At 62.6% G+C, this 21,956-nt stretch carries 16 protein-coding genes; 5 read left to right on the forward strand and 11 right to left on the reverse strand.

What is annotated here, in order from left to right; all coding sequences use genetic code 11:
• Positions 1-132: 132 nt before the first annotated feature.
• From PSEST_RS09460 to PSEST_RS09485, 6 genes are read right to left on the reverse strand one after another with little or no spacing between them, the layout of a single operon-like run.
• Positions 133-1,761 (reverse strand): BatD family protein, encoded by a 1,629-nt coding sequence (locus tag PSEST_RS09460; protein WP_015276778.1) that lies wholly within the window; start codon positions 1,759-1,761, stop codon positions 133-135.
• Positions 1,758-3,479 (reverse strand): VWA domain-containing protein, encoded by a 1,722-nt coding sequence (locus tag PSEST_RS09465; protein ID WP_015276779.1) that lies wholly within the window; start codon positions 3,477-3,479, stop codon positions 1,758-1,760. The genes PSEST_RS09460 and PSEST_RS09465 overlap by 4 nt, the downstream gene beginning before the upstream one ends.
• On the reverse strand, positions 3,476-4,495 hold the full coding sequence (locus PSEST_RS09470; protein ID WP_015276780.1) for a vWA domain-containing protein: 1,020 nt from the start codon (positions 4,493-4,495) through the stop codon (positions 3,476-3,478). Before PSEST_RS09470 ends, PSEST_RS09465 begins: the two co-directional genes overlap by 4 nt.
• Complete coding sequence (locus tag PSEST_RS09475; RefSeq protein ID WP_015276781.1) at positions 4,488-4,982, reverse strand: DUF4381 domain-containing protein; 495 nt, start codon at positions 4,980-4,982, stop codon at positions 4,488-4,490. The genes PSEST_RS09470 and PSEST_RS09475 overlap by 8 nt, the downstream gene beginning before the upstream one ends.
• Positions 4,979-5,941: a DUF58 domain-containing protein gene (locus PSEST_RS09480; RefSeq protein ID WP_015276782.1), complete on the reverse strand. Its 963-nt coding sequence runs from the start codon at positions 5,939-5,941 to the stop codon at positions 4,979-4,981. Before PSEST_RS09480 ends, PSEST_RS09475 begins: the two co-directional genes overlap by 4 nt.
• A complete protein-coding gene (locus tag PSEST_RS09485; RefSeq protein WP_003298329.1) occupies positions 5,941-6,900 on the reverse strand; it encodes an AAA family ATPase in 960 nt (319 codons plus the stop codon). The genes PSEST_RS09480 and PSEST_RS09485 overlap by 1 nt, the downstream gene beginning before the upstream one ends.
• Positions 6,901-7,111: 211 nt before the next feature.
• Here PSEST_RS09485 and PSEST_RS09490 point away from each other — a divergent pair, with 211 nt between their 5' ends.
• On the forward strand, positions 7,112-11,962 hold the full coding sequence (locus tag PSEST_RS09490; RefSeq protein WP_015276783.1) for an NAD-glutamate dehydrogenase: 4,851 nt from the start codon (positions 7,112-7,114) through the stop codon (positions 11,960-11,962).
• A gap of 138 nt (positions 11,963-12,100) precedes the next feature.
• On the opposite strand, the gene PSEST_RS09495 is transcribed toward PSEST_RS09490, so the two are convergent.
• Positions 12,101-13,015 (reverse strand): DUF6685 family protein, encoded by a 915-nt coding sequence (locus PSEST_RS09495; RefSeq protein ID WP_015276784.1) that lies wholly within the window; start codon positions 13,013-13,015, stop codon positions 12,101-12,103.
• A 158-nt stretch (positions 13,016-13,173) separates the two neighbouring features.
• Between PSEST_RS09495 and PSEST_RS09500 the strand changes: the two genes are divergently transcribed.
• Together PSEST_RS09500 and PSEST_RS09505 are read left to right on the forward strand one after the other, a co-directional pair.
• Positions 13,174-13,395: a DUF2835 domain-containing protein gene (locus tag PSEST_RS09500; RefSeq protein WP_015276785.1), complete on the forward strand. Its 222-nt coding sequence runs from the start codon at positions 13,174-13,176 to the stop codon at positions 13,393-13,395.
• A 111-nt stretch (positions 13,396-13,506) separates the two neighbouring features.
• Positions 13,507-14,538 (forward strand): quinone-dependent dihydroorotate dehydrogenase, encoded by a 1,032-nt coding sequence (locus PSEST_RS09505; protein ID WP_015276786.1) that lies wholly within the window; start codon positions 13,507-13,509, stop codon positions 14,536-14,538.
• A 92-nt stretch (positions 14,539-14,630) separates the two neighbouring features.
• Here PSEST_RS09505 and rmf read toward each other — a convergent pair whose 3' ends face one another.
• On the reverse strand, positions 14,631-14,846 hold the full coding sequence (gene rmf / locus PSEST_RS21730) for a ribosome modulation factor (RefSeq protein ID WP_003280740.1): 216 nt from the start codon (positions 14,844-14,846) through the stop codon (positions 14,631-14,633).
• 356 nt (positions 14,847-15,202) lie between these two features.
• Between rmf and rlmKL the strand changes: the two genes are divergently transcribed.
• Positions 15,203-17,383, forward strand: coding sequence for a bifunctional 23S rRNA (guanine(2069)-N(7))-methyltransferase RlmK/23S rRNA (guanine(2445)-N(2))-methyltransferase RlmL (rlmKL, locus tag PSEST_RS09510; protein ID WP_015276787.1), 2,181 nt, complete (start codon positions 15,203-15,205; stop codon positions 17,381-17,383).
• 39 nt (positions 17,384-17,422) lie between these two features.
• Here the strand turns inward: rlmKL and dacB are convergent, their stop codons facing one another.
• Positions 17,423-18,880, reverse strand: coding sequence for a D-alanyl-D-alanine carboxypeptidase/D-alanyl-D-alanine-endopeptidase (gene dacB, locus PSEST_RS09515; RefSeq protein ID WP_015276788.1), 1,458 nt, complete (start codon positions 18,878-18,880; stop codon positions 17,423-17,425).
• Positions 18,881-19,152: 272 nt separating this feature from the next.
• Here dacB and PSEST_RS09520 point away from each other — a divergent pair, with 272 nt between their 5' ends.
• Positions 19,153-19,497 carry a YggL family protein gene (locus tag PSEST_RS09520; protein ID WP_015276789.1) on the forward strand — a complete coding sequence of 115 codons (345 nt, stop codon included), beginning with the start codon at positions 19,153-19,155 and terminating at the stop codon, positions 19,495-19,497.
• On the opposite strand, the gene PSEST_RS09525 is transcribed toward PSEST_RS09520, so the two are convergent.
• Positions 19,481-20,572 carry an FUSC family protein gene (locus tag PSEST_RS09525; RefSeq protein WP_015276790.1) on the reverse strand — a complete coding sequence of 364 codons (1,092 nt, stop codon included), beginning with the start codon at positions 20,570-20,572 and terminating at the stop codon, positions 19,481-19,483. The two genes, PSEST_RS09520 and PSEST_RS09525, sit on opposite strands and share 17 nt — an antisense overlap.
• A 5-nt stretch (positions 20,573-20,577) precedes the next feature.
• Entirely contained in the window at positions 20,578-21,909 is a 1,332-nt protein-coding gene (locus PSEST_RS09530; protein ID WP_015276791.1) for a deoxyguanosinetriphosphate triphosphohydrolase, read from the reverse strand.
• Positions 21,910-21,956: the final 47 nt, after the last annotated feature.

The raw sequence follows: 21,956 nt of genomic DNA on the forward strand, positions 1-21,956 counted from the left end.
TCGACGTTTGCCGCGACGGCTCAGGTATGGTCTGTGCCAAGCCTGAAGCAAGCGATATGCCAGCGTGGAAATGGTGCACGGCGCGGTGCATGCGCACCGCGTCGGTGAGGGGCGGTTAGCTCAGGCTGCTGGTCAGCGCGGGTAGAGTGGCGGCAGGGCGCTTTGGTCCTGCTCGATGCTGGGAGTGATCGCCGGAGGCAGGGCCTGGATTGCCTGCCACAGGGCGTCGCCCTGCCAGCGCTGGCCGGCTTCGCTGTACAGCGCACCATTGAGCCCATCCAGCGCATCGGACAGCGGTACGAAGCGCGCAGCCATGTCCGCCAAAGTCTCCGGTTGTTGTCGCGCCCAGGCGTCCAGCGCCTGGCGAGTGGCATGGGAGTCGTTGGCCTGGCAGGCGCGACGCAGGTCGTCGAGCAGGCTGCGCGGGGTGGGTCCAGGCTGGAGCGCACGTAGCACTGCCGGCTGTCGGCGCGCACGCGTCCACAGCCCGAAGCCGACGAGCGTGCTGAGTGCAAAGAACGCTGTGCTCAATTGCCACGGCCAGAGCAGCTGCTGTTCGACAGGCGCCGGGATTGCGACTGGCTGTTCGGCAGCTGGCTGCACAAGATTCGGATTGTCCGCGACGCTCAGGGTGCGCTTGTCCAGCGTGGTGCGTTCGAGGCGATCTTCAACGGTATTCCACCAGACCACTTCCAGTGCAGGCAGCTGCAGCGTGCCACTGCGCGTGGGAATCAGCGCCTCGCGTTGTTCGCGGCTGCCGATCAGCCCGGTAGCACCGACTTCGTTCGCCAGGCTCGGTTGATCCGGATAGCGGCGCAACTCCGCGCTCTGCGCCGAGCCGATCGCGGGCAGCTGCGTGCTGGTCAGGCCTTCGGCCTTGAGCAGCAGGCTGCGGGTAAGTGATTCGCCGGCCTGCGCCTGATCCGGTTCTGGGCTCCAGGCCTCCACCAGCGTCAGACTGCGTGCCGGCAGCCAGGGCGCATCGGCGGGATAATCTGCCGGCTTGGCTTTGACTGTCAGTGGGATGCTCGGTGAGCGCACCTGAGTCGAGCGTCCCGAGCGCGAGCCGAACAGTGGGTTGCTGCCGCCGGTCACGGTAGTCGCGCTGAACAGCTGGGCGGGGATGGTCAGCTCGCCGGATTTCTGCGGAAACAGCGCATAGCGCACCTCGATGACGCCATGTCGGATGCCGTTGATGGTTTTCTCGTAGGTACGCGGCTCGCCGAGTCGCTCGACCAGGGCTTCGGGCATTTGCAGCGGCGACAGGGTGCTGTCGTCGTAAAGCGAAACCGAATGGTAGATGCGCAGCGTGAGGATCACCTGGGCCTGCACATAGACGCTTTCCTGGTCGACGCTGGCGTCGATGAAGATGGGTGCCAGCTGGTCGCCGTCGCTGCTTTTCAACGATTCCTGGACCAGCAGGGTGATCGGCTCGCTGCGCCAGTCGCCCAGCTGCAGTGGCGGAATGATCACGTAGCCGGTCTGCTTCGGACGCAGGGTGATCAACCAGCGGGTGATTGCGCGCGCCTCGCCATTGCTGCTGGAGAGCTGATTGACCTGGCGGGTGTCGAAAACCTCGAACAGGTCATCCAGCGGCTGCAGGTCGGGCTTGCCGAACACCGCGCCGCCTTGGCTTTCCAGGCTTAGCTCGAGGGTTTCGTCGATGCTCAACTGGGTGCGGTCCACTCGGGCGAAAAGACCGGCCGCAGCAGCCTGGCCGGCAAGAATGCTGAGCAGAAGAAAGGCCATCAGGCGCGTCATCGACTGGTTTCCTGGTGCTTGCGTTGTTCGTAAAGGAATTTCCGCCGCAGCAGCTCGCCGGGGTTATCCGGGATCTGTCGCAGCCATTGTTCCATTGCCTGTTGCCGCTCCTGATCGGGGAGCGCCTCATGCTGCGCCAGCGCCGTGGCTGCATCCTGTTCCGACGCCTCTGTTGTCGTTTCGCTCGTGGAAGGCTCCACGGCGCCGCTGGCCGCACGCTCCGGCTCGCCCTCGGCGTGCCCAGGGCTGGGCGCACTGGCCGACCCGGACTCCGGCGGTTGCGGCTGGGGCTGCGGTTCGTCCGGCTCCGTCTGTTCTTGCTGCTGTTCCGGCTCGGGTTCGGGCTCGGGCTGCTCCTGTCGACGGCGCAGCAGTTCCTCCACCAGTGCCTTGTTGCGCTGTGCCTGTTGCAGGTCAGGCTGCAGCTCCAGCGCCTGTTCGTAGGCTTCGATAGCGGCTTCCAAGGCTTCGCCGCGCGCCAGGGCATTGCCGCGATTGTAGTGGTCGGCGGCTGTATTGCCCTCGGCGAACAGCTCTGCGGCGCCGGCGTAGTCGCCGGCCTGGTAGCGTGCGGTCGCCTGCCAGCGGCGATCGACGAAGCGCTCTGCCGCCTCGGCGGGCTGCTGGGCCTCGAGCAGACGTTGCCCCTGCTGATCGCGCCGTAGCCAGAGGTCATCCATCTCGAATGCGCTGGCCGCTTGCGGCTGCAGCAGCAATAGCGGCAGGCAGAACAGCCAGCCGCGCCGGCCGGCCAAAGCGGCAAGCAGGAGCAGCGGAACCAGGAGCCAGTGGCCCTGGTCCAGCCAGGCTTCCAGACGGGTGAGTTCGTCGTCGTGCTGCAGTGTTCCCGTTTGATCGAGCAGGCCGAGCGCCGCGAGATCGTCGTCGCCCAGACGCGCCTGTTGGTAGTGGCCGCCCAGCTCTGTGGCCAGGCGCTGCAGCCTGGCGTTGTCCAGGCGTGGGATCAGAATGGCGCCGTGATCGTCCTTGAGAAAGCTGCCGTTCTCTCCGGCAATCGGCGCGCCCTGTTCTGTGCCGACACCGAGGGCCAGCAGGCGCTCATCGCGTCCCTGCATCAGCGCTTTGATGGCGCCACGCTCGTGTTCGTCCAGGCTACTGCCAATCAGCAGCAATCGTCCCCGACCCAGCCCTGCCTGTTCGAGCAGAGCGAGCCCCTTGGCCACGGCGAGATCGGCACGCTGGCCTGGTTCGGGCATCAGCGCCGGATGCAGGGCATCCAGCAGGTTGCGGGTAGTCGCCAGATCATCGGACAGCGGCACCACGGTATGGGCGCTCCCGGCATATACCACCACGGCGGTCTGCACGTCCTGCCGCCGTTCCAGCAGGTCGAGCAGTTTGCGCTTGGCCTGCTCGAGGCGCGTGGGCGGCACGTCACCGGCGAGCATCGATGGGGTCAGTTCCAACAGGACTACCAACGGGTCACTGCGCTTCACGCTGGGTTGCTCGAAGCGCTGCCAGCTTGGGCCGAGCAATGCGATGACGGCCAGCAGCCAGGCGAGGCCGAGCACCAGCCAGGGCAGGCGACTGTGGCGCAGCCGGCCGCGGGTCAGCAGGGCAGCATGAAAGGCTTCGGGGAGCAGACGCTGCCAGCGGCCGATCTGCAACTGGCGATGCCACAACCGCCACAGCAGCCAGATCAACAGTGGCAGGATGATCAGCCAGTAGGGCCGCAGCAGATGGGGCAAGAGTTCGCTCATCGGCGCTGCTCCCGCCGCCAGGCCAGGCGCTGCAGCTGGGCGCTCCACAGGCTGGCGGCTACCATCAGCAGGCTGATCAGCAGTGCCGCTGCCAGTGGCCAGAAATACAGCGCTTCGGCCACGCGCGCCTGGATTGGTTGCTGCGCGGCGGGCTCGAGCCGATCCAGGGTAGCGCCGATGGCCTTGAGCTCAGCGCTGGAGGCGGCGCGAAAGTACTCCCCGCCGGTCTGTTCGGCGATGGCGCGCAGGGTTGGCTCGTCCAGGTCCAGGCCGGGATTGAAGCCGAAGCGGCTGAGCACACCCCCTTCTTCCGGAACGGCGCCGATGCCGATGGTATGGATTCGTACGCCTTCCTCGGCCGCCAGAGAAGCAGCCAGCAACGGTTCGATTTCACCACCATTGCTGGCGCCATCGGTGATCAGCACCAGCACGCGGCTGCTCGCCGGTCGATCTCGCAGGCGTTTCACCGCCAGGCCGATGGCATCGCCGATGGCGGTGTTGCTGCCGGCAATGCCAACTCGCGCCTCGTCCAGCCAGACACGCACGGTGCGGCGGTCGAAGGTCAGGGGCGCCTGCAGGTAGGCCTTGCTACCGAACAGGATCAGACCGACGCGATCGCCGTGGCGCTGCTCGATGAAATCGCCGAGCAGCACCTTGACCAGCTCCAGGCGCGTCAGCTCCTCGCCCTGCCATTGCATGTCGGGGTAGTCCATCGAGCCGGATACATCCACGGCCAGCAGCAGGTCGCGGCCACTGGTGGGCAGTGGTAGCGGTTCACCGAGCCACTGCGGGCGCGCTGCGGCGAACAGCAGCAGCAACCAGATGGTGAGGTAGGGCAGTTGCTGGCGCCAGGCCGGCAGCGCGACCCGGGCACGGCGCCCGGCAAGCTGTTGCAGCTCATCGAGGAAGCTGACCTTCAACGCGGCTTCGCCGCTGTCGGCTGGCGGTAGCAGTGCACGCAGCAGCCAGGGCAGGGGCAGCAGCACGAAGATCCAGGGCCAGGCCAGTTCAAACATGCTTGCGAATCCAAATGTCGACGGATTGTTCAAGGCCGTCGATGGCCTTGTCGTCGAGACGGCACTCGGCTCGATAGGCACCTTCGACCAGGATCATCCAGCGTGTCAGCCCGGCGGCCGGACAGCGGCTGTCGAGAAAGGCCAGCCAGGCGCGCCCGCTGAGCGTGTGCGGATGATCGTTTGGATAGCGGATGCGGCACAGGCGCTTGAGCAGTCCGTTGAGCTGCTGCAGCCACTGGCTGGCCGGCTGGCCGCCGTAGGGTTTGTTCAGGCGGGACAGCTCGATCAACGCCTCTTGGCGCTGCGGGTCCAACGGCGCTTCGGGCTGAACGCGTGGTTTGCGCGGGGCCAGACGATGGCGAAGCCGCCAGAGCGCCGCGACCCCGCCGAGCAGCACCAGCCCGAGCAGCCACCAGCCCGGTGCAGGCGGCCACCAGTGAACGGGCTCCGGACTGATCAGTGGTGCCAGTTGGTCGAGCGGGTTCATGGTCGTGCGCTCGGATGCCGGACGCTCAGGTGCTCGCGCAGCTGTTCGACCAGATCATCCTGGGTATCGAGCGGCATCAGCGGCACCCGCAGCCGATTGGCCAGGCGCTGCCAACGTGCACTGCGCGCTTCGCCCAGCTCGCGATAGCGCTGACGCAGTGCCGCGTCGTGGGTATCCAGTTCCAGCCGCGCATTTCCTTCGCTGAAGCGCAGCAGGCCGGCGGCGGGCAGTGCGCGATCCAGTGGATCGAACAACGGCAGCAACAGCAGATCGACATGACGCGCCAGCAGGCTGAGCTGCTGTTCGGCGGCATCGGTCAGGGTGCGCTCGTCGCAGAGAATCACCGACAGGCTGCCGGGGCGCAGCACTTCTCGCGTCCTGCGCAATGCCATGCTGAACGCCTCCGGATCGAGCGGGCTCTCGGGATGCAGCCGGTTGTTGGCCTGCGTGACGCGATCAAGCAGCTGCAGCAGGCTCTGCTTGCTGCGCCGTGGCTTGATTTCCTGCTGCTCGCTACCGAATACCAGACCGCCGACCCGGTCGTTGTGGCTCAGCGCTGCCCAGCCGATGAGGGCCGCGGCCTGGGCAGCCAGCACCGACTTGAACAGGCGTCCGCTGCCGAAGAACAGGCGCGGACTCTGCTCGACGACGATATAGATCGGACGCTCGCGTTCTTCGTGGAAAAGTTTGGTATGCGGCTCCTGGGTGCGCGCGGTGACCCGCCAGTCGATGGTGCGCACGTCATCTCCGGCCTGGTAGACACGTACCTGGTCGAAATCCACGCCACGCCCGCGCAGTTTGGAATGATGCAGCCCGACCAGTGGGCTGCGACGATGGGGCGTGGAGAAGATCGGTACTTCACGGACGCGATGGCGCATGTCGATCAGCTCGGCCAGGCTCACCTGGATGCCGGTGTGCTGCTCGCTCGGCTGTCCGCTGCCGGAAGCCTGCGCTTGCATCAGGCCACCGCGACCACGTCGAGAATGCGCTGGATCACACGGTCCTGGTCGATGCCGGCCGCTTCCGCCTCGAAGGAAAGGATCAGGCGATGACGCAGCACGTCGAAGAGCATCGCCTGGATGTCTTCGGGACTGACGAAATCACGTCCAGCCAGCCAGGCGTGGGCGCGGGCGCAGCGGTCCAGCGAGATGGAGCCGCGCGGGCTTGCGCCATAGGCGATCCATTCGGCCAGCTCGGCGTCGAACTTGGCGGGGGTGCGCGTGGCCATGACCAGCTGTACCAGGTATTCCTCCACCGCATCGGCCATGTACAACCCGAGGATGTCCTTGCGCGCGGCGAAGATGGCCTGCTGGCTGACCCGGTGTTCCGGTGCCGCCTCGCCGTTGATGGCTTCGCCTCTGGCCTGTTGCAGGATGCGCCGTTCCACCGAGGCATCCGGGAAGCCGATCTTCACGTGCAGCAGGAAACGGTCCAGCTGGGCTTCGGGCAGTGGGTAGGTGCCTTCCTGTTCGATCGGGTTCTGCGTGGCCATCACCAGGAACAGCGGCGGCAGATCGTAGGTACTGCGACCAACGCTGACCTGCCGCTCGGCCATTGCTTCGAGCAGTGCCGACTGCACCTTGGCCGGCGCGCGGTTGATTTCGTCGGCAAGCACCAGGTTGTGGAAGATCGGCCCCTGCTGGAAGACGAAGCTGCCGGTCTCCGGGCGATAGATCTCGGTACCGGTGATGTCGGCCGGCAGCAGGTCGGGTGTGAACTGGATGCGATGGAACTCGGCCTCCAGGCCTTCGGCGAGCTCCTTGATGGCGCGGGTCTTGGCCAGGCCCGGTGCACCTTCGACGAGCATATGGCCGTCGGCGAGCAGGGCGATCAGCAGGCGTTCGATCAGCCGTTCCTGGCCCAGGATCTGGGTGGACAGGAACTGTCGCAGCGCGATTATCGATTCACGGTGATCCATCGTTTCGCTTCTTCCAGGGTGGGCGGCAAATCGGCTGACGTGGCTGGCGGACGCGCCGGCCGCTACTGACTGCTACAGACAGTCGCAGGGGACTGTTGGAGAGCCGCCACTTTACTGCATTAACCCTCGACTAGACTAACCTTGAACCTTCGTCCTGTGCCGTCAGTCACTACCGACGAGCCTTTCCCCAGCAAGCCAAGCGGAGCCATACATGGCGTTCTTTTCAGCGGCCAGCAAGGCCGACTTTCAGCAGCAATTGCAGACAGCATTAGCGCAACACGTAGACAGCAAAATCCTGCCGCAACTGAATCTGTTTGCCGAACAGTTCTTCGGTATCGTCGCGTTGCCGGAACTCACCGAGCGGCGAATGAGCGACCTGGTCGGTTCGACGCTGGCCAGCTGGCGCCTGCTGGAGCGCTTCGAGCCTTCGACGCCCGAGGTGCAGGTCTTCAACCCCGATTTTGAAAAGCACGGCTGGCAGTCGACGCACAGCGTGGTTGAGGTGCTGCATCCGGACATGCCGTTCCTGGTCGATTCGGTGCGCATGGAGCTGACGCGCCGCGGCTACAGCATCCACACCCTGCAGACCAGCGTGCTGCAGGTGCGCCGCGCCGCCGACGGCAGCTTGCTGGAACTGCTGCCCAAGGATGAGCGTGCCGCCGATAGCCATGCCGAATCGCTGATCTTCGTCGAAATCGACCGCTGCGCCAGCCCGTCTGCGTTGCGCGAACTGGAGCAATCATTGCTGGGCGTACTCGCTGATGTGCGCCAGGTGGTGGGCGATTTCGCTGCGATGAAGGGTAAGGCCGTCGAGCTGCAGGGCCGTCTGGAGCAGGTCAACCTGAGTATCGACGGCGACGAGCTGGACGAGATTCGCGACTTCATGCGCTGGCTGGCTGATGACCACTTCACCTTCCTCGGTTACGAAGAGTTCTCCGTGCAGGAGCAGGCCGACGGTGGACGAATCTTCTACGACGAAAGCTCGCTGCTGGGGCTGTCGCGCACCATGCGCACTGGGCTTTCTGAGGAGGAGCAATCACTCACCGCACAATCGATGAGTTATCTGCGTGAGCCGCTGCTGCTGTCATTTGCCAAAGCGGCGATGCCCAGCCGGGTGCATCGTCCGGCCTATCCGGACTTCGTCTCCGTACGTGAATTCGATGAAGCAGGGCGTGTAGTGCGCGAGTGCCGCTTTCTCGGGCTGTTCACCTCGTCGGTCTACACCCAGAGCGTTCGACGCATTCCGTTCATTCGCCGCAAGGTCGAGACGGTGGTGCAGCGCGCCAACTTCGGCAGCTCCGCGCACCTGGCCAAGGAGCTGGTGCAGGTTCTTGAAGTGCTGCCGCGTGATGAGCTGTTCCAGGCGCCGATCGACGAGCTGTTCGAGAATGCCATCGCCATCGTGCAGATCCAGGAGCGCAATCGACTGCGCCTGTTCCTGCGTTTCGATCCCTACCGGCGTTTCTGCTACTGCCTGGTATATGTGCCGCGTGACAGCTATTCCACCGAGACACGACTGAAAATCCAACAGGTTCTGCAGGAGCGGCTCGAGGCGAGTGACTGCGAGTTTTCGACCTACTTCTCCGAATCCGTGCTGACGCGGGTGCAGTTCATCCTGCGCCTGGACCCCAGTAGAGCGGTACAGGTTGATCCGGTACGTCTGGAACAGGAGGTGCTGCAGGCCTGTCGCACCTGGCAGGACGACTATCAGAGTCTGGTGGTCGAGCGCTTCGGCGAAGCCAAGGGCACCCATCTGCTCAGCGAATTTCCCAAGGGTTTTCCGGCTGGCTACCGCGAACGTTTTTCGCCGCAATCGGCCACCGTCGACATGCAGCATGTCCTCGACCTGAGTGAAGAGCGCCCGCTGGTGATGAGCTTCTATCAGCCGATCACCGCGGAAGAAAATCGCCTGCACTGCAAGCTTTACCACCTGAACACGCCGCTGCCGCTGTCGGACATTCTGCCGATCATGGAGAACCTCGGGCTGCGCGTGCTCGGCGAGTTTCCCTTCCGGCTGCGTAACCGCAGCGGCCGCGAATACTGGATCCACGATTTCGCCTTCACCTATGCAGAAGGGCTGGAAATCGATCTGCTGGAGATCAACGAGGCACTGCAGGATGCCTTCATCCATATCTATGGCGGCGCCGCCGAGAATGATGCCTTCAACCGGCTGGTGCTGACCGCCGGCCTGGCTTGGCGGGAAGTCGCGCTGCTGCGTGCCTATGCGCGCTACCTCAAGCAGATCCGCATGGGCTTCGACCTCGGCTACATCGCCAGCGCGTTGCTGAACCACACGGATATCGCCCGTGAATTGGTGCGGCTGTTCAAAATGCGCTTTTACCTTGCGCGCAAGCTGGGTGACGAGGATCTTGCGGACAAGCAGCAGCGGCTGGAGCAGGCGATTCTCAGCGCGCTGGATGACGTCGCAGTGCTCAATGAGGACCGGATTCTGCGGCGCTACCTGGCCTTGATCCAGGCGACCCTACGGACCAACTTCTATCAGCCGGACGCCAATGGCCGGCCCAAGCCGTATTTCAGCTTCAAGCTCGATCCGCGCGCCATCCCCGAGATGCCGCGGCCAGCGCCGATGTACGAGATCTTCGTCTATTCGCCGCGGGTCGAGGGCGTGCATCTGCGCGGTGGCAAGGTGGCCCGCGGCGGGCTGCGCTGGTCCGATCGCGAAGAGGACTACCGCACCGAAGTGCTTGGTCTGGTCAAGGCGCAGCAGGTGAAGAACGCAGTGATCGTTCCAGGCGGTGCCAAAGGCGGCTTCGTACCGCGGCGGCTGCCCACCACCGGCACCCGGGATGATATTCAGGCCGAGGCGATTGCCTGCTATCGGATATTCATCAGTGGCCTGTTGGATATCACCGACAACCTGCGCGAAGGCCAGGTCGCTCCGCCGGCCAACGTGCTGCGCTATGACGGTGACGACCCTTACCTGGTAGTAGCTGCGGACAAAGGCACCGCGAGCTTCTCGGATATCGCCAATGGCATCGCTGCCGAGTACGACTTCTGGCTCGGCGATGCCTTCGCCTCAGGCGGCTCGGCAGGTTATGACCACAAGAAGATGGGCATCACTGCGCGTGGCGCCTGGGTTTCCGTGCAGCGCCATTTCCGCGAACGCGGGATCAATGTGCAGAGCGATGTCATCAGCGTGATCGGCATCGGCGACATGGCCGGTGACGTCTTCGGCAACGGCCTGCTGATGTCGGAGACCCTGCAGCTGGTGGCCGCGTTCAACCACCTGCACATCTTCATCGACCCCAATCCGGACCCTGCGCGCAGCTTCCTTGAGCGCAAGCGCCTGTTCGATCTGCCGCGCTCGTCCTGGACCGATTACGACGCCTCGCTGATCTCGGAGGGCGGTGGTATCTTCCCGCGCTCGGCAAAACGGGTGCAGATCTCGCCGCAAATGAAAGAGCGTTTTGCCATCGAGGCAGACCAGCTGACGCCAGCCGAGCTGATCAACGCGCTACTCAAGGCGCCAGTGGATCTGCTTTGGAACGGCGGTATCGGGACCTATGTGAAGAGCAGCAGCGAAAGCCATGCTGAGGTGGGTGACAAGGCCAATGATGCTGTACGGGTCAACGGCGCCGAACTGCGGGCAAAGGTCGTGGGCGAGGGCGGCAACCTCGGCATGACGCAGCTGGGGCGCGTCGAGTATGCGTTGCACGGCGGTTCGAGCAATACCGACTTCATCGACAACGCCGGCGGCGTCGATTGCTCGGATCATGAAGTGAACATCAAGATCCTGCTCAACGAGGTAGTCAGCGCGGGTGACATGACCGCCAAGCAGCGTAACCAGCTGCTGTTCGAGATGACCGATGCAGTGGCCGAGCTGGTGCTGCAAAACAACTACAAGCAGACCCAGGCGCTTTCACAGGCGCAACACCGCTCACGCGAGCGGGCCGCCGAATATGTTCGGTTGATCAACGCGCTGGAGGCGGCGGGGCAGCTCGATCGTGCACTCGAGTTTCTGCCCTCCGACGAGGCGCTCGCCGAGCGTGCCAGCATCGGCAAAGGGCTGACCCGTCCCGAGCTATCCGTACTGATCTCCTATAGCAAGATCGAGCTCAAGAAAGCGCTGCTCGATTCCCGTGTGCCGGACGATGATTACCTCGCTCGCGAGATGGACAGTGCCTTCCCGCAACAGCTCGCCGAGCATTTCCGCGCCGCGATGCTGCAGCACCGCCTCAAACGCGAGATCGTCGCCACGCAGATCGCCAACGATCTGGTCAACAACATGGGCATCACCTTTGTTCAGCGGCTGAACGAGGCGACCGGTATGAGCGCCGCGAACGTTGCCGGCGCCTACGTGATCGTGCGCGATATCTTCCATCTGCCGCACTGGTTCCGGCAGATCGAGGCGCTTGATCACAAGGTGCCTGCCGAGTTGCAACTGAGCCTGATGGACGAGTTGATGCGCCTGGGGCGGCGCGCCACACGTTGGTTCCTGCGCAACCGTCGCAGCGAGCTGGATGCGGCTCGGGATGTCGCGCACTTCGGTCCGCGTGTCGCCGCCCTTGGGTTGAAACTCGACGAGCTGTTGCAGGGCTCGACCCGTGACCATTGGCAGGAACGCTATCGGCGTTACACCGAAGCCGGCGTGCCCGAGCTGCTCGCACGCATGGTGGCCGGGACGAACCATCTGTACACGCTGCTGCCCATCCTCGAGGCGGCTGATGAGACCGGTCAGGTTCCTGCGCAGGTTGCCGCGGCGTACTTTGCCGTCGGCGGGGCACTGGAGCTACCGTGGTATCTGCATCAGTTGACCAATATGCCGGTAGGCAACAACTGGCAGGCGCTGGCCCGGGAAGGCTTCCGTGATGATTTGGACTCGCAGCAGCGCAGCATCACGGTTTCGGTGTTGCAGATGGAGAACGGCGCGGAGTCGATCAGCGAGCGAGTCGATGCCTGGCTCGCGCAACGGCCGGTACCACTGGCACGCTGGCGTTCGATGTTGGCGGAGCTGCGTAATGCGAGCGGCAATGACTATGCCATATACGCCGTCGCCAGCCGAGAGTTGCAAGGCTTGGCGCAATCGGCAAGGCACGGCTGAGGCTGCGCTGGCCGTCTGGGAATTCCTGGCCGGCTAGCCCATGACCCGAAGCAAAACAGCGCACCGCCCTTAGGGCCGTGCGCTGTTTTCATTTTTATGGTTCGAGTTTTACGAGCGGAGATTGCGGTCGGTGATGCTTCAGTCTTGCGCGGGCAGACCCACCTTGAAGCGCGTGATCTGCGGCAGGTCTCGCAGGTAGCGAATGAGGTCCGGTGCGCCGGCTGCTTTCAGCCCCTCACCAATCGCATTGGCGGTCGGGTCGCGCTTTTCGAGCAACAGGAGTTCCGAATTGCTGCTATCACGTAGCAGCGTCAAGCGGGCGTAGGGCACCTGGCTGTCGAGGAGCAAGGCCATGAACTCACGGTCGCTCCAGGCCTGGGCTGGCATAGTCACGGCGTGATAATCGGCGTCCAGCGCATGAACGCCGGAGCGATCAAGGCGGTAATCGGTTACGTCCGCGGTCAGCATCACTTCCAGCCCGCGCAAGCGGGCATAGGCCACGGCGCAGGCGAATGCTTCGAGGTGGTGTTCACCAGCCCAGTACAGCCGCTCGCCGAGCCAGCTAGCCTGGCGCACTTCTATCGGGGCTCCTTCGTCGAACCCGGGCAGGGCGCTACCGAGCGCGCGAAGAAAATCCTTGTAGCTGATGATCCGCACCTGCCTGCAGGCGGCGGTGGCGGCGAAGGCCTCGAAGGTCGGGTAGCTCGGGTCGCCTTTGCGTTGCCCCCCGAAGCCGTCGATCTGTCGCAGGTCGAGCCGAGACCGGGCGCACTCCTTGCTGATCAGCCGAGTAAGCGCAGCGTGGGCGCGCGCCTTGTCCTCCTGGACCGGGCCGGAAAGTGCGCCCCGCGGAAGCTCAAGCAGACGCTGCAGGCAGGGGCCGTCATGCCAGAAGATGCTGGGCTCGGGTTCGGGTAAACGGGAGAAGGGCAGCTGCAAGCTGCTGGCGCGCGCCTGAATGGGCAGCGAAGCCTTCGAGCGCAGTCCGAGGCGTTGCGCGAGTCTGGCGATTTGAGATGTCAGTAAAGGCATGGGCTCGGGCAGGCTCATCATGATGCTTGAGCTCTCAGGGCTACGGCCGAAGTGTGGCAGACCTGTGACGATTGCGCACGGGCTTTGCGCCGTTGATGCCTGCAGTCAGGCAACCAGGCCTGGCCAGTTTTCGGCTGCTGATGTGGCAATATCGCGGAATAGATCATTGAGGAGCCTCCATGCCATATCTGGTGCTGGATATCGCGCTATCCGCCGAACGAATGAAAGCGGTATATCAGGGCCATGCGAATCGAGTCCTGATCCGAAGCCGTGACGGCACGCGCGTCAGCCTGCCTGCGCATCATCTGCGCCCGTTTCTGACCCACGAAGGTGTGTATGGTTCCTTTGAGCTGGAATTCGCTGAACAGGGTCATCTGCTGTGCTTGCGGCGCTTGAAGTAAAACCGCTGGCACAGCTGCTCAAGTGCTGTTCTTTCGTAGCTGGCGCCAGCGCTGAGCGCGCCTCGGGCTGCTATACTCCGCGTCCACATTTACCGAGACTTTAGGCTGCGTATGTATAACCTGGCCCGCCAGCTGTTGTTCAAGTTATCTCCGGAAACTTCCCATGAACTTTCCCTCGAGCTGATTGGCGCCGGTGGCCGTCTCGGGCTCAATGCGATGTTGAGCAAATCTCCCGCCAGTCTGCCAGTGCGGGTAATGGGGCTGGACTTTCCAAACCCTGTAGGTTTGGCAGCCGGGCTCGACAAGAATGGCGAGGCCATTCGCGGAATGTCGCAGTTGGGCTTCGGTTTCATCGAGGTGGGAACCGTGACGCCGCGCCCGCAACCGGGCAACCCGAAACCCAGGATCTTCCGCCTGCCCGAGGCAGAGGCGATCATCAATCGCATGGGTTTCAATAACCATGGTGTAGATGCGTTGCTGGCACGCGTTGAAGCCGCCAGGTTCAAGGGCGTACTCGGTATCAACATCGGCAAGAATTTCGATACCCCCGTCGAACGGGCCGACGAGGACTATCTGCTTTGTCTGGATAAGGTCTATCACCACGCCAGCTATGTCACCGTGAATGTCAGTTCGCCGAATACGCCGGGCTTGCGCAGCCTGCAGTTCGGCGATTCGCTCAAGAAGCTGCTCGACGCGCTGCGCTTGCGCCGCGAGGATCTGGAAATCATGCATGGCAAGCGTGTGCCGCTGGCCATCAAGATCGCTCCGGACATGACCGATGAGGAAACTGCATTGGTAGGCGAAGCGGTTTTTCAGGCGGGAATGGATGCGATCATCGCGACCAACACCACCCTCGGTCGTGAAGGGGTTGCCGGCCTGGCTTATGCCGATGAAGCCGGCGGCTTGTCGGGTGCACCCGTACGGGAAAAAAGCACTCACACGGTCAGGGTGCTGGCGCAGACTCTTGGTGGGCGACTGCCGATCATCGCCGTTGGCGGGATTACCGAGGGTCGCCATGCGGCGGAGAAAATCGAGGCGGGTGCCAGTCTGGTCCAGCTGTATTCGGGCTTTATCTACAAGGGACCGGCATTGATCCGCGAGGCGGTGGATGCCATCGCGGCGTTGCGCTCACAAGCGCGCTGATGATTGTCGGAAGGGGCTCCTGTTGGAGCCCCTGGGCTGCTAGCCCGCCGCCCGGATAGGGCGTGCCGTACCAAGTCGGATGGATCGGTGAATCAGCCGACCGCGTGAAGTTCGTTGAGTCTATGCAGACCGGCCGTGCCGGTCAGACCATCCCAGTTGTCGCCGCGACCCTCCCGCCAGCCGTTTATCCAGGCTTGGCGAACATTGGGATGCGAAAAAGGACAGAGGTCGCGAGATTTGCCATGTATGCCATGTTGATAACCGCGCAGAAATGCTCGTTCCATCGGATCACGCTTGAGTCTTCTCATTGGGTATTGCCCTCAGTGGTTGACTGGTGTTCCTGTGGCCTCATGGCGAGACCTGGCAGATAGACTGCCTATGAAGCGCGCTGCCGGCGTGGCGCACTTCGCCGACACCATTGCGATGCCGGCCTGAGTTGAGTTCTAACCCAATGCTGAAGGCGCTGGAATGATCGTTTTGTCATAAGTAGGTAACGAATCTATGGTTCTGCCCATAAGCCAGAATTACGCGGTAATCGGAGCGTGGAATTGAGCTCCTTCGCGGCGCTCTTGGCATCATTTTCGTTACAGATTTTTCTTTTCTCTGCTGGGCCTGTTCCGACGAAAGGGTCGAAACGGTCTGAAGCACCTTTTGTGGAAACACCATGACCGACCGCCATGAACTGATCCTGACCTGCCCCAAAGGGCTCGAAGGTCTGCTGCTCGAGGAAGCCACCGCACTCGGACTGGAAGAAGCCCGCGAGCAGACATCTGCTATTCGTGGATTCGGTGCGCTGGAGATCGCTTATCGGCTCTGCCTGTGGTCGCGACTGGCCAACCGCGTGTTGTTGGTGATCAGCCGTTTTCCTACGGTTGATGCCGAGACGCTCTACCAGGGTGTTCACGCCGTCGACTGGGCGGACCATCTGCAGCCTGCCGGCAGCCTGGCGGTGGAGTTCAGTGGTCGCGGATCCGGCATCGACAACACCCATTTCGGCGCGCTCAAGGTCAAGGATGCCATCGTTGATCGCCTGCGCACCGCATCGGGCGAACGGCCTAGCATCGACAAGCTTGACCCTGACTTGCGCGTGCATCTACGCCTCGACAAGGGGCAGGCGGTCCTTTCCCTGGACCTCTCCGGGCACAGCCTGCATCAGCGCGGCTATCGCCTGCAGCAGGGCGCCGCGCCGTTGAAGGAAAACCTTGCTGCCGCGATTCTGATCCGCGCGGGCTGGCCGCGTATCGCTGCTGCTGGCGGTGCGTTGACTGACCCCATGTGCGGCGTCGGTACCTTCCTCGTAGAAGGAGCAATGATGGCGGCGGACATCGCACCGAATCTCAAGCGCGAACGCTGGGGATTCAGCGCCTGGCTCGGTCACGTACCAGCGATCTGGACCCGCCTGCACGCTGAAGCAGTGGCGCGCGCGGAGACCGGATTGGCCAAGCCCCCGCTGTGGATCCGCGGCTATGAGGCCGACCCGCGATTGATCCAGCCAGGGCGCAACAACATCGAGCGTGCCGGTCTGGCCAGCTGGATCAAGGTTTATCAGGGCGATGTCGGCGATTTCGAACCGCGCCCGGACCAGAATCAGAAGGGCCTGGTCATTTGCAACCCACCATACGGCGAACGCCTGGGTGACGAGGCGAGCCTGCTTTATCTCTACCAGAATCTTGGCGAGCGTTTGCGCCAGGCGTGCCTTGGCTGGGAAGCTGCTGTATTCACCGCTGCGCCGGACCTCGGCAAGCGCATGGGCATTCGCAGCCACAAACAGTACGCATTCTGGAACGGCGCACTGCCGTGCAAGCTGCTGCTCATAAAGGTCGAACTGGACCAGTTCGTTACCGGTCAGCGCGGCGCCGCAAGCGAGGAAAGTACGCAGCAACAGGCACCGGTCGAGCAGGCGCGCCTCAGCGAAGGCGGGCAGATGTTTGCCAATCGCTTGCAGAAGAACCTGCGTCAGCTTGGCAAATGGGCGCGTCGGGAGGGCATCGAGTGTTATCGGCTGTATGACGCCGATATGCCGGAGTACGCGCTGGCAATCGACCTCTACCGTGACTGGGTGCATGTGCAGGAGTATGCGCCACCCCGTTCAATCGACCCGGATAAGGCCCAGGCTCGGCTACTCGATGCGTTGGCGGCCATTCCACAGGCCTTGGGGATTGCGCGGGAAAAGGTGGTGGTCAAGCGCCGGGAACGGCAGTCCGGCACGCGCCAGTACGAGCGTCAGGCCACTCAGGGCGAGTTTCTTGAGGTAGCCGAAGGCGGCGTCAAGCTACTGGTCAATCTCACCGACTATCTCGATACCGGGTTGTTTCTCGACCATCGCCCGCTGCGCCTGCGTATTCAGCGCGAGGCGGCCGGAAAACGCTTTCTCAACCTGTTCTGCTATACCGCTACCGCAACGGTGCACGCCGCGAAGGGTGGGGCGCGGAGCACCACCAGCGTCGATCTGTCGAAAACCTATCTTGACTGGGCGCGACGTAACCTTGCGCTGAATGGGCTTTCGGATCGGCAGCGACTGGAGCAGGGGGATGTAATGGCATGGCTGGAGGAGGATCGTGGCGAATACGATCTGATCTTCATCGACCCGCCGACCTTCTCCAATTCAAAACGGATGGAAGGGGTGTTCGACGTTCAGCGCGATCATCTTGCGTTGCTCGATCTGGCCATGGCGCGGCTGGCGGCGGGCGGTACCCTGTACTTCTCCAACAACTTCCGCAAGTTCGTGCTCGACGCAGGTCTGAGTGATCGTTATGCGGTGGAGGAAATCACCGCCTCGACGCTGGATGAAGACTTCCGTCGCAATCCGCGAATCCACCGCGCCTGGAAGCTGCAGGCACGGTGATCGCGTAAAGGGCAGGCCGCTGGGCCTGCCTTACGGTACTCAGCGTTGCGCCGTGCTTTCGCTGCGCTGGTTGTACAGGCTGACCAGCACCTGGTCGAGAATCGACGAGGCACCCCAGGGACGCGGATGGTTGAGGATGGCCACGACCGCCCAGACGTTGCCATCACCGTCGCGACTGTATCCGGCAATGGCGCGGACATTGTTCAGCGTTCCGGTCTTCACATGTGCCTTGCCTGCGACGGGCGTATTACGTAGCCGCTTGCGCATGGTGCCGTCCACGGCAGCCAGCGGCATCGACGAGATAAATTCGGCAGCGTACGGGCTGCGCCAGGCGGCCTGCAGCAGGTTGCCAAACTCCCTGGCGCTGACGCGCTCGGCGCGGGAAAGTCCCGAGCCATTCTCGATCACCAGATGCGGGGAGATCAGTCCTTTCTTGGCTAGCCACTGGCGAATGACCCGCTGCGCCGCCTTGGCGTCGTCGGCGTCCGCTTCGTTGCGGAACGTCGCGCCCAGACTCAAGAACAGCTGCTTGGCCATGGTGTTGTTGCTGTACTTGTTGATGTCACGAATGATCTCGGTTAGATCGGGCGAATAGGCCCTTGCCAGCAGTCGTGCACTGCTGGGCACTTGAGCCACGCGGTCGCGGCCGAGAATGCTGCCGCCGAGTTCAGCCCAAATCGCGCGAACCGCACCTGCGGCATAACGCTCGTGATCCAGCAGGGAAAGGTAGGTCTGGGCGCTGCAGCCAGCGGCGAGCTTGCCGGTGACCACTACGGTCACGCCGTCGCCGTCCGCTACCGGGTTGTAGAGTACCTCCGGCCAGCCTGGACATTTGGCTGCAGGCAGCGCCTGTACGCGGTTGTCGATGCGCACGCTGGCAATGGGCGGCTCGACCGCGATGTTCACCTTGCCGCCATCGTTGCGCACGATGAAGCGCAGCGCCTTCAGATTGACCAGTAACGAATCCGGTCCGACCAGAAAGGGCTTGTTCTGGTCCCCGCCGTCGTCATCGAATACCGGCAGCTCGGGTTGAACGAAGTGGCTGCGATCAAGCACCAGGTCGCCGGTCACTTTGTTCACGCCGTTAGCGCGAAGATCCCGCAGCAGCAGCCAGAGCTTCTCCATGTTCAGCTTGGGATCGCCACCGCCCTTGAGGTAGAGGTTGCCGTTGAGGGTGCCGTCCACCAGAGGACCGTCTGCATAGAACTCGGTCTTCCATTGGTGGTTCGGACCTAGCAGTTCGAGCGCGGCATAGGTGGTAACCAGCTTCATGGTCGAGGCCGGATTAACCGAAACATCGGCGTTGATGAAGGTTGGCGCTGCCTTGCCGGTCAGCGGCAGCATGACTACCGATAGCGCGTCGTTGTTGATCTTGTTCGCTTTGAGCGCCTGCTCGACCCGGGTAGGGAGAGTCTGATTTACCCCTGCAGCAACGGCGGGCAAGGTCACCGGCAAGGCAAGAATGGCGAAGGTAATGCCGCGGAGGATTCGGTTCATGTACGAGCACCTCTGGGCAAACACAGGGAGCTGCTGGCAATTCGGTTTGACATGGGTTTCCCACTGCTCTTAGGGAAGAAGTGCGGCCATTATGCCCGCGCTGTAGCGGCGCAGTGCCTCTATCCGATAAGCGTAGCTGCGGTATATGGGTTACTGCAAAGAGATATACGTGGCTCGGGTCCTCTAGCGCCACGGTCCATCACCGGTCATCGCCTTGGCACGGGTTTCTGTTAGAGTGCGCGCCGTCATCAAGTAGAAAAAGGATCGCTCCAATGGCTACCAATCGTTCGCGTCGCCTGCGCAAGAAACTCTGTGTCGATGAGTTCCAGGAACTGGGCTTCGAGGTCAATCTCACCTATCGCGAAGGGATCGAAAGCAAGGCCGTGGATGACTTCCTCGAAGCGTTCATCGATGAAGCGATGGAAGCTAACGAACTCGGCTACATCGGCGGTGAAGATTACGGTTTCGTGTGCCTCGGCCGCCGCGGTTCGGTCAGCGAAGAGCAGCGGGCGACGGTGGATGCCTGGCTCAAGGGCCGCAACGAGCTGGCTGAGTACAGCGTCAGCCCACTGATGGATGTGTGGTACCCGGAAAACCCGATCAGGGCTGAGAAGTAGTCTGCTCGTCTGATCGCTGTGCTGCCAGCTGGGCCTTCCTGCGTGAACGCCTGGCCAGCAGCATCTGCAGCAGATGCATCAACGTGGCGATGAGCAGCGCGACGCCTACGCCGATAGCGGCGTTTATGAGACGAATCTGCGGGAGATTCCAATCCTGAGCCAGCGTTTCTGCCAGCAGCAGGAACAGCAGGGTGGTCTGCAATACGAACAATCCGTAGTGATTAGCCTGGAATGCCCTGCCCAGCACCACCAGTGGCAGCAGAATCATCACCATCAGCGGTGGATCGGCCAGGCCGTGACCGATGTAGATCAGAATCGCCGCTGCCGCCAAAATCCCCAGACTTGCTTGAAGCGCCCGCACCAGGCTGCGCTCCAGATCCATCTGCAGCGTGGTGAACACGGCCAGCGTCAACCAATAGCCTCTCGGCAGCGATGCCATATTGACGATCACCCCACCGATTGCGCCGGCCAGCGTGTAGGTCAATGCATGCACTCGCCATTGCCGGATGGGCGTGCGCCGCGCATGCCGGCGTAGCACGCGCAGAATGCTCATCAATCGCGGCATGTATGGCCACATCCGCAGCCCGTGCATCCCGCGCATGCCGAATGCGAGCAAAGTGACCCAGAGGCCACCGAGAGCAAAGAGCACAGCAATCGCGTAGGGATTATTGAACTCACCGATGCCATATTGGCCCTGGCCTAGACAAAGGCAGATCGCCAAGCCGATTCCGAGCTTTCCTGCTTCGCTGCCGTAGCGCTGCAGCCAGGCCAGCAGCAAACCGTAGAACGCGAACAGTCCGAGACTGATCAATGGGTGGGTCGCGGACCAAAAACCGAGTCCGGCACTACCGGCGCCCAATGCGATGAGCAACAGCATACGCAACATGCCGAATCGGTGAAGCGGGTTGGCTTTGGCTGCCTGAAATGCGCCCACGGTCGCCCAGAGGAAGCCCGGATGACCACTGAAGAGCCCGAGCAGCAAGGGCAGGGCACAACCGAAGCCGGCGACCATGGCGGCACCCCAGGCGGGACGCCCAGGATGCCAATGGATGCTTTGTCGCAACAGGCGCTTCATGATGATCAGACCGGGCTGGAGCGGCCGGTCATTTCACCTGCCATCTCCGTAGCGTAGCTGTCGGTCATGCCTGCAATGAAGTCGATCATGCGCAGGAATGACTGATAGAGCGGCAGCTCCGGGGAGGGCGCGCTTCTGCCCAGCAGGTCAAGGATTCGCTGGTTCTTGAACGAAGGGGTTCCGCCACGATGTTGTTCCAGCGCTGCTCCACAAAACGCGTTGAGCAATATTTCCAAAGTTGTGTAGGCGCCGATCTCGTGCAGGGTTTTGCGCTTGTCCTGAAAAATCTTTTGCCGGGCCATCGCCTTTGCCTGCAATACGCACTCCTTGGCTGGGCCGTGCATGTGCTCGACCAGATCGCCATGCAGCTCACCGCGGAGCAGAGCGCTTTGCTGCTCCACGAACGCACCGGCTGCTGCATTGGTCAGGTGTTCGATTGCCTTGCCACGTAGGATCGCCAACTTGCGCCGCCTGGAATCCCGAGGGCCGAGCTGGCGATAAGTCTCTGGAATGTCATCACCTACCAGTGCCAGCAGCAGTGCCTCTACCTCGGAGTATTCCAGCAACTCCATCTCCAGGCCGTCTTCGAGATCGATCAGGCCGTAGCAGATGTCATCTGCCGCTTCCATAAGATAGACGAGGGGGTGGCGCGCCCAGCGCTGTTCGGCAACTTGCGGCAGATCCAGCTTCTGTGCGATCTGTTCCAGCAATGGCCGCTCGTTCTGGTAACAGCCGAACTTGTGTTTCTTGTACCCCAGCGCCTCAGCGTGGCGGGACGTCCATGGGTACTTTAAGTAGGTGCCGAGGGTGGCATAGGTCAGCCGCGTGCCTCCGTCGAACTGGTGATATTCCAGTTGTGTCAGTACGCGAAAACCTTGGGCGTTACCTTCGAAATTGAGGAAGTCAGCACGCTGCGCGTCGCTCATGTCATCAAGCCATCCACGGCCTGCGGCCTGTTGAAACCAACAGCGGATGGCATCTTCGCCGGAATGCCCGAAGGGAGGGTTGCCAATGTCGTGGGCCAGGCAAGCCGACTGCACGATCATGCCGAGGTCCGCAGGGCTGCACCATTCAGGCAGATCGTCGCGCAGTACTTCACCGACGCGCATGCCCAGCGACCGTCCTACGCAGCTGACTTCCAGGGAGTGGGTCAGGCGAGTATGAATATGGTCGTTGCTGGAAACCGGGTGAACCTGGGTTTTGCGCCCGAGCCGGCGAAAGGCCCCGGAAAAAATGATGCGATCATGGTCCTTATGGAACGGACTGCGGCCAAGTTCGTCACCACTATGAGCGGACTTGCCGAGTCGTTCGCGAGTAAGCAGCGTGTGCCAGTCCAAAGACCATCTCCCTATTGCCATTAGCGGGCTGGTGCAAAACTACCATA

Origin of the sequence: Stutzerimonas stutzeri RCH2 (assembly GCF_000327065.1) — a bacterium.
Taxonomy (GTDB): domain Bacteria; phylum Pseudomonadota; class Gammaproteobacteria; order Pseudomonadales; family Pseudomonadaceae; genus Stutzerimonas; species Stutzerimonas stutzeri_AE.

Coding starts and splice junctions, on each gene's coding strand:
- PSEST_RS09460 (WP_015276778.1), bottom strand. CDS start 1,761: ATGACGCGCCTGATGGCCTTTCTTCTGCTCAGCATTCTTGCCGGCCAG.
- PSEST_RS09465 (WP_015276779.1), bottom strand. CDS start 3,479: ATGAGCGAACTCTTGCCCCATCTGCTGCGGCCCTACTGGCTGATCATC.
- PSEST_RS09470 (WP_015276780.1), bottom strand. CDS start 4,495: ATGTTTGAACTGGCCTGGCCCTGGATCTTCGTGCTGCTGCCCCTGCCC.
- PSEST_RS09475 (WP_015276781.1), bottom strand. CDS start 4,982: ATGAACCCGCTCGACCAACTGGCACCACTGATCAGTCCGGAGCCCGTT.
- PSEST_RS09480 (WP_015276782.1), bottom strand. CDS start 5,941: ATGCAAGCGCAGGCTTCCGGCAGCGGACAGCCGAGCGAGCAGCACACC.
- PSEST_RS09485 (WP_003298329.1), bottom strand. CDS start 6,900: ATGGATCACCGTGAATCGATAATCGCGCTGCGACAGTTCCTGTCCACC.
- PSEST_RS09490 (WP_015276783.1), top strand. CDS start 7,112: ATGGCGTTCTTTTCAGCGGCCAGCAAGGCCGACTTTCAGCAGCAATTG.
- PSEST_RS09495 (WP_015276784.1), bottom strand. CDS start 13,015: ATGATGAGCCTGCCCGAGCCCATGCCTTTACTGACATCTCAAATCGCC.
- PSEST_RS09500 (WP_015276785.1), top strand. CDS start 13,174: ATGCCATATCTGGTGCTGGATATCGCGCTATCCGCCGAACGAATGAAA.
- PSEST_RS09505 (WP_015276786.1), top strand. CDS start 13,507: ATGTATAACCTGGCCCGCCAGCTGTTGTTCAAGTTATCTCCGGAAACT.
- rmf (WP_003280740.1), bottom strand. CDS start 14,846: ATGAGAAGACTCAAGCGTGATCCGATGGAACGAGCATTTCTGCGCGGT.
- rlmKL (WP_015276787.1), top strand. CDS start 15,203: ATGACCGACCGCCATGAACTGATCCTGACCTGCCCCAAAGGGCTCGAA.
- dacB (WP_015276788.1), bottom strand. CDS start 18,880: ATGAACCGAATCCTCCGCGGCATTACCTTCGCCATTCTTGCCTTGCCG.
- PSEST_RS09520 (WP_015276789.1), top strand. CDS start 19,153: ATGGCTACCAATCGTTCGCGTCGCCTGCGCAAGAAACTCTGTGTCGAT.
- PSEST_RS09525 (WP_015276790.1), bottom strand. CDS start 20,572: ATGAAGCGCCTGTTGCGACAAAGCATCCATTGGCATCCTGGGCGTCCC.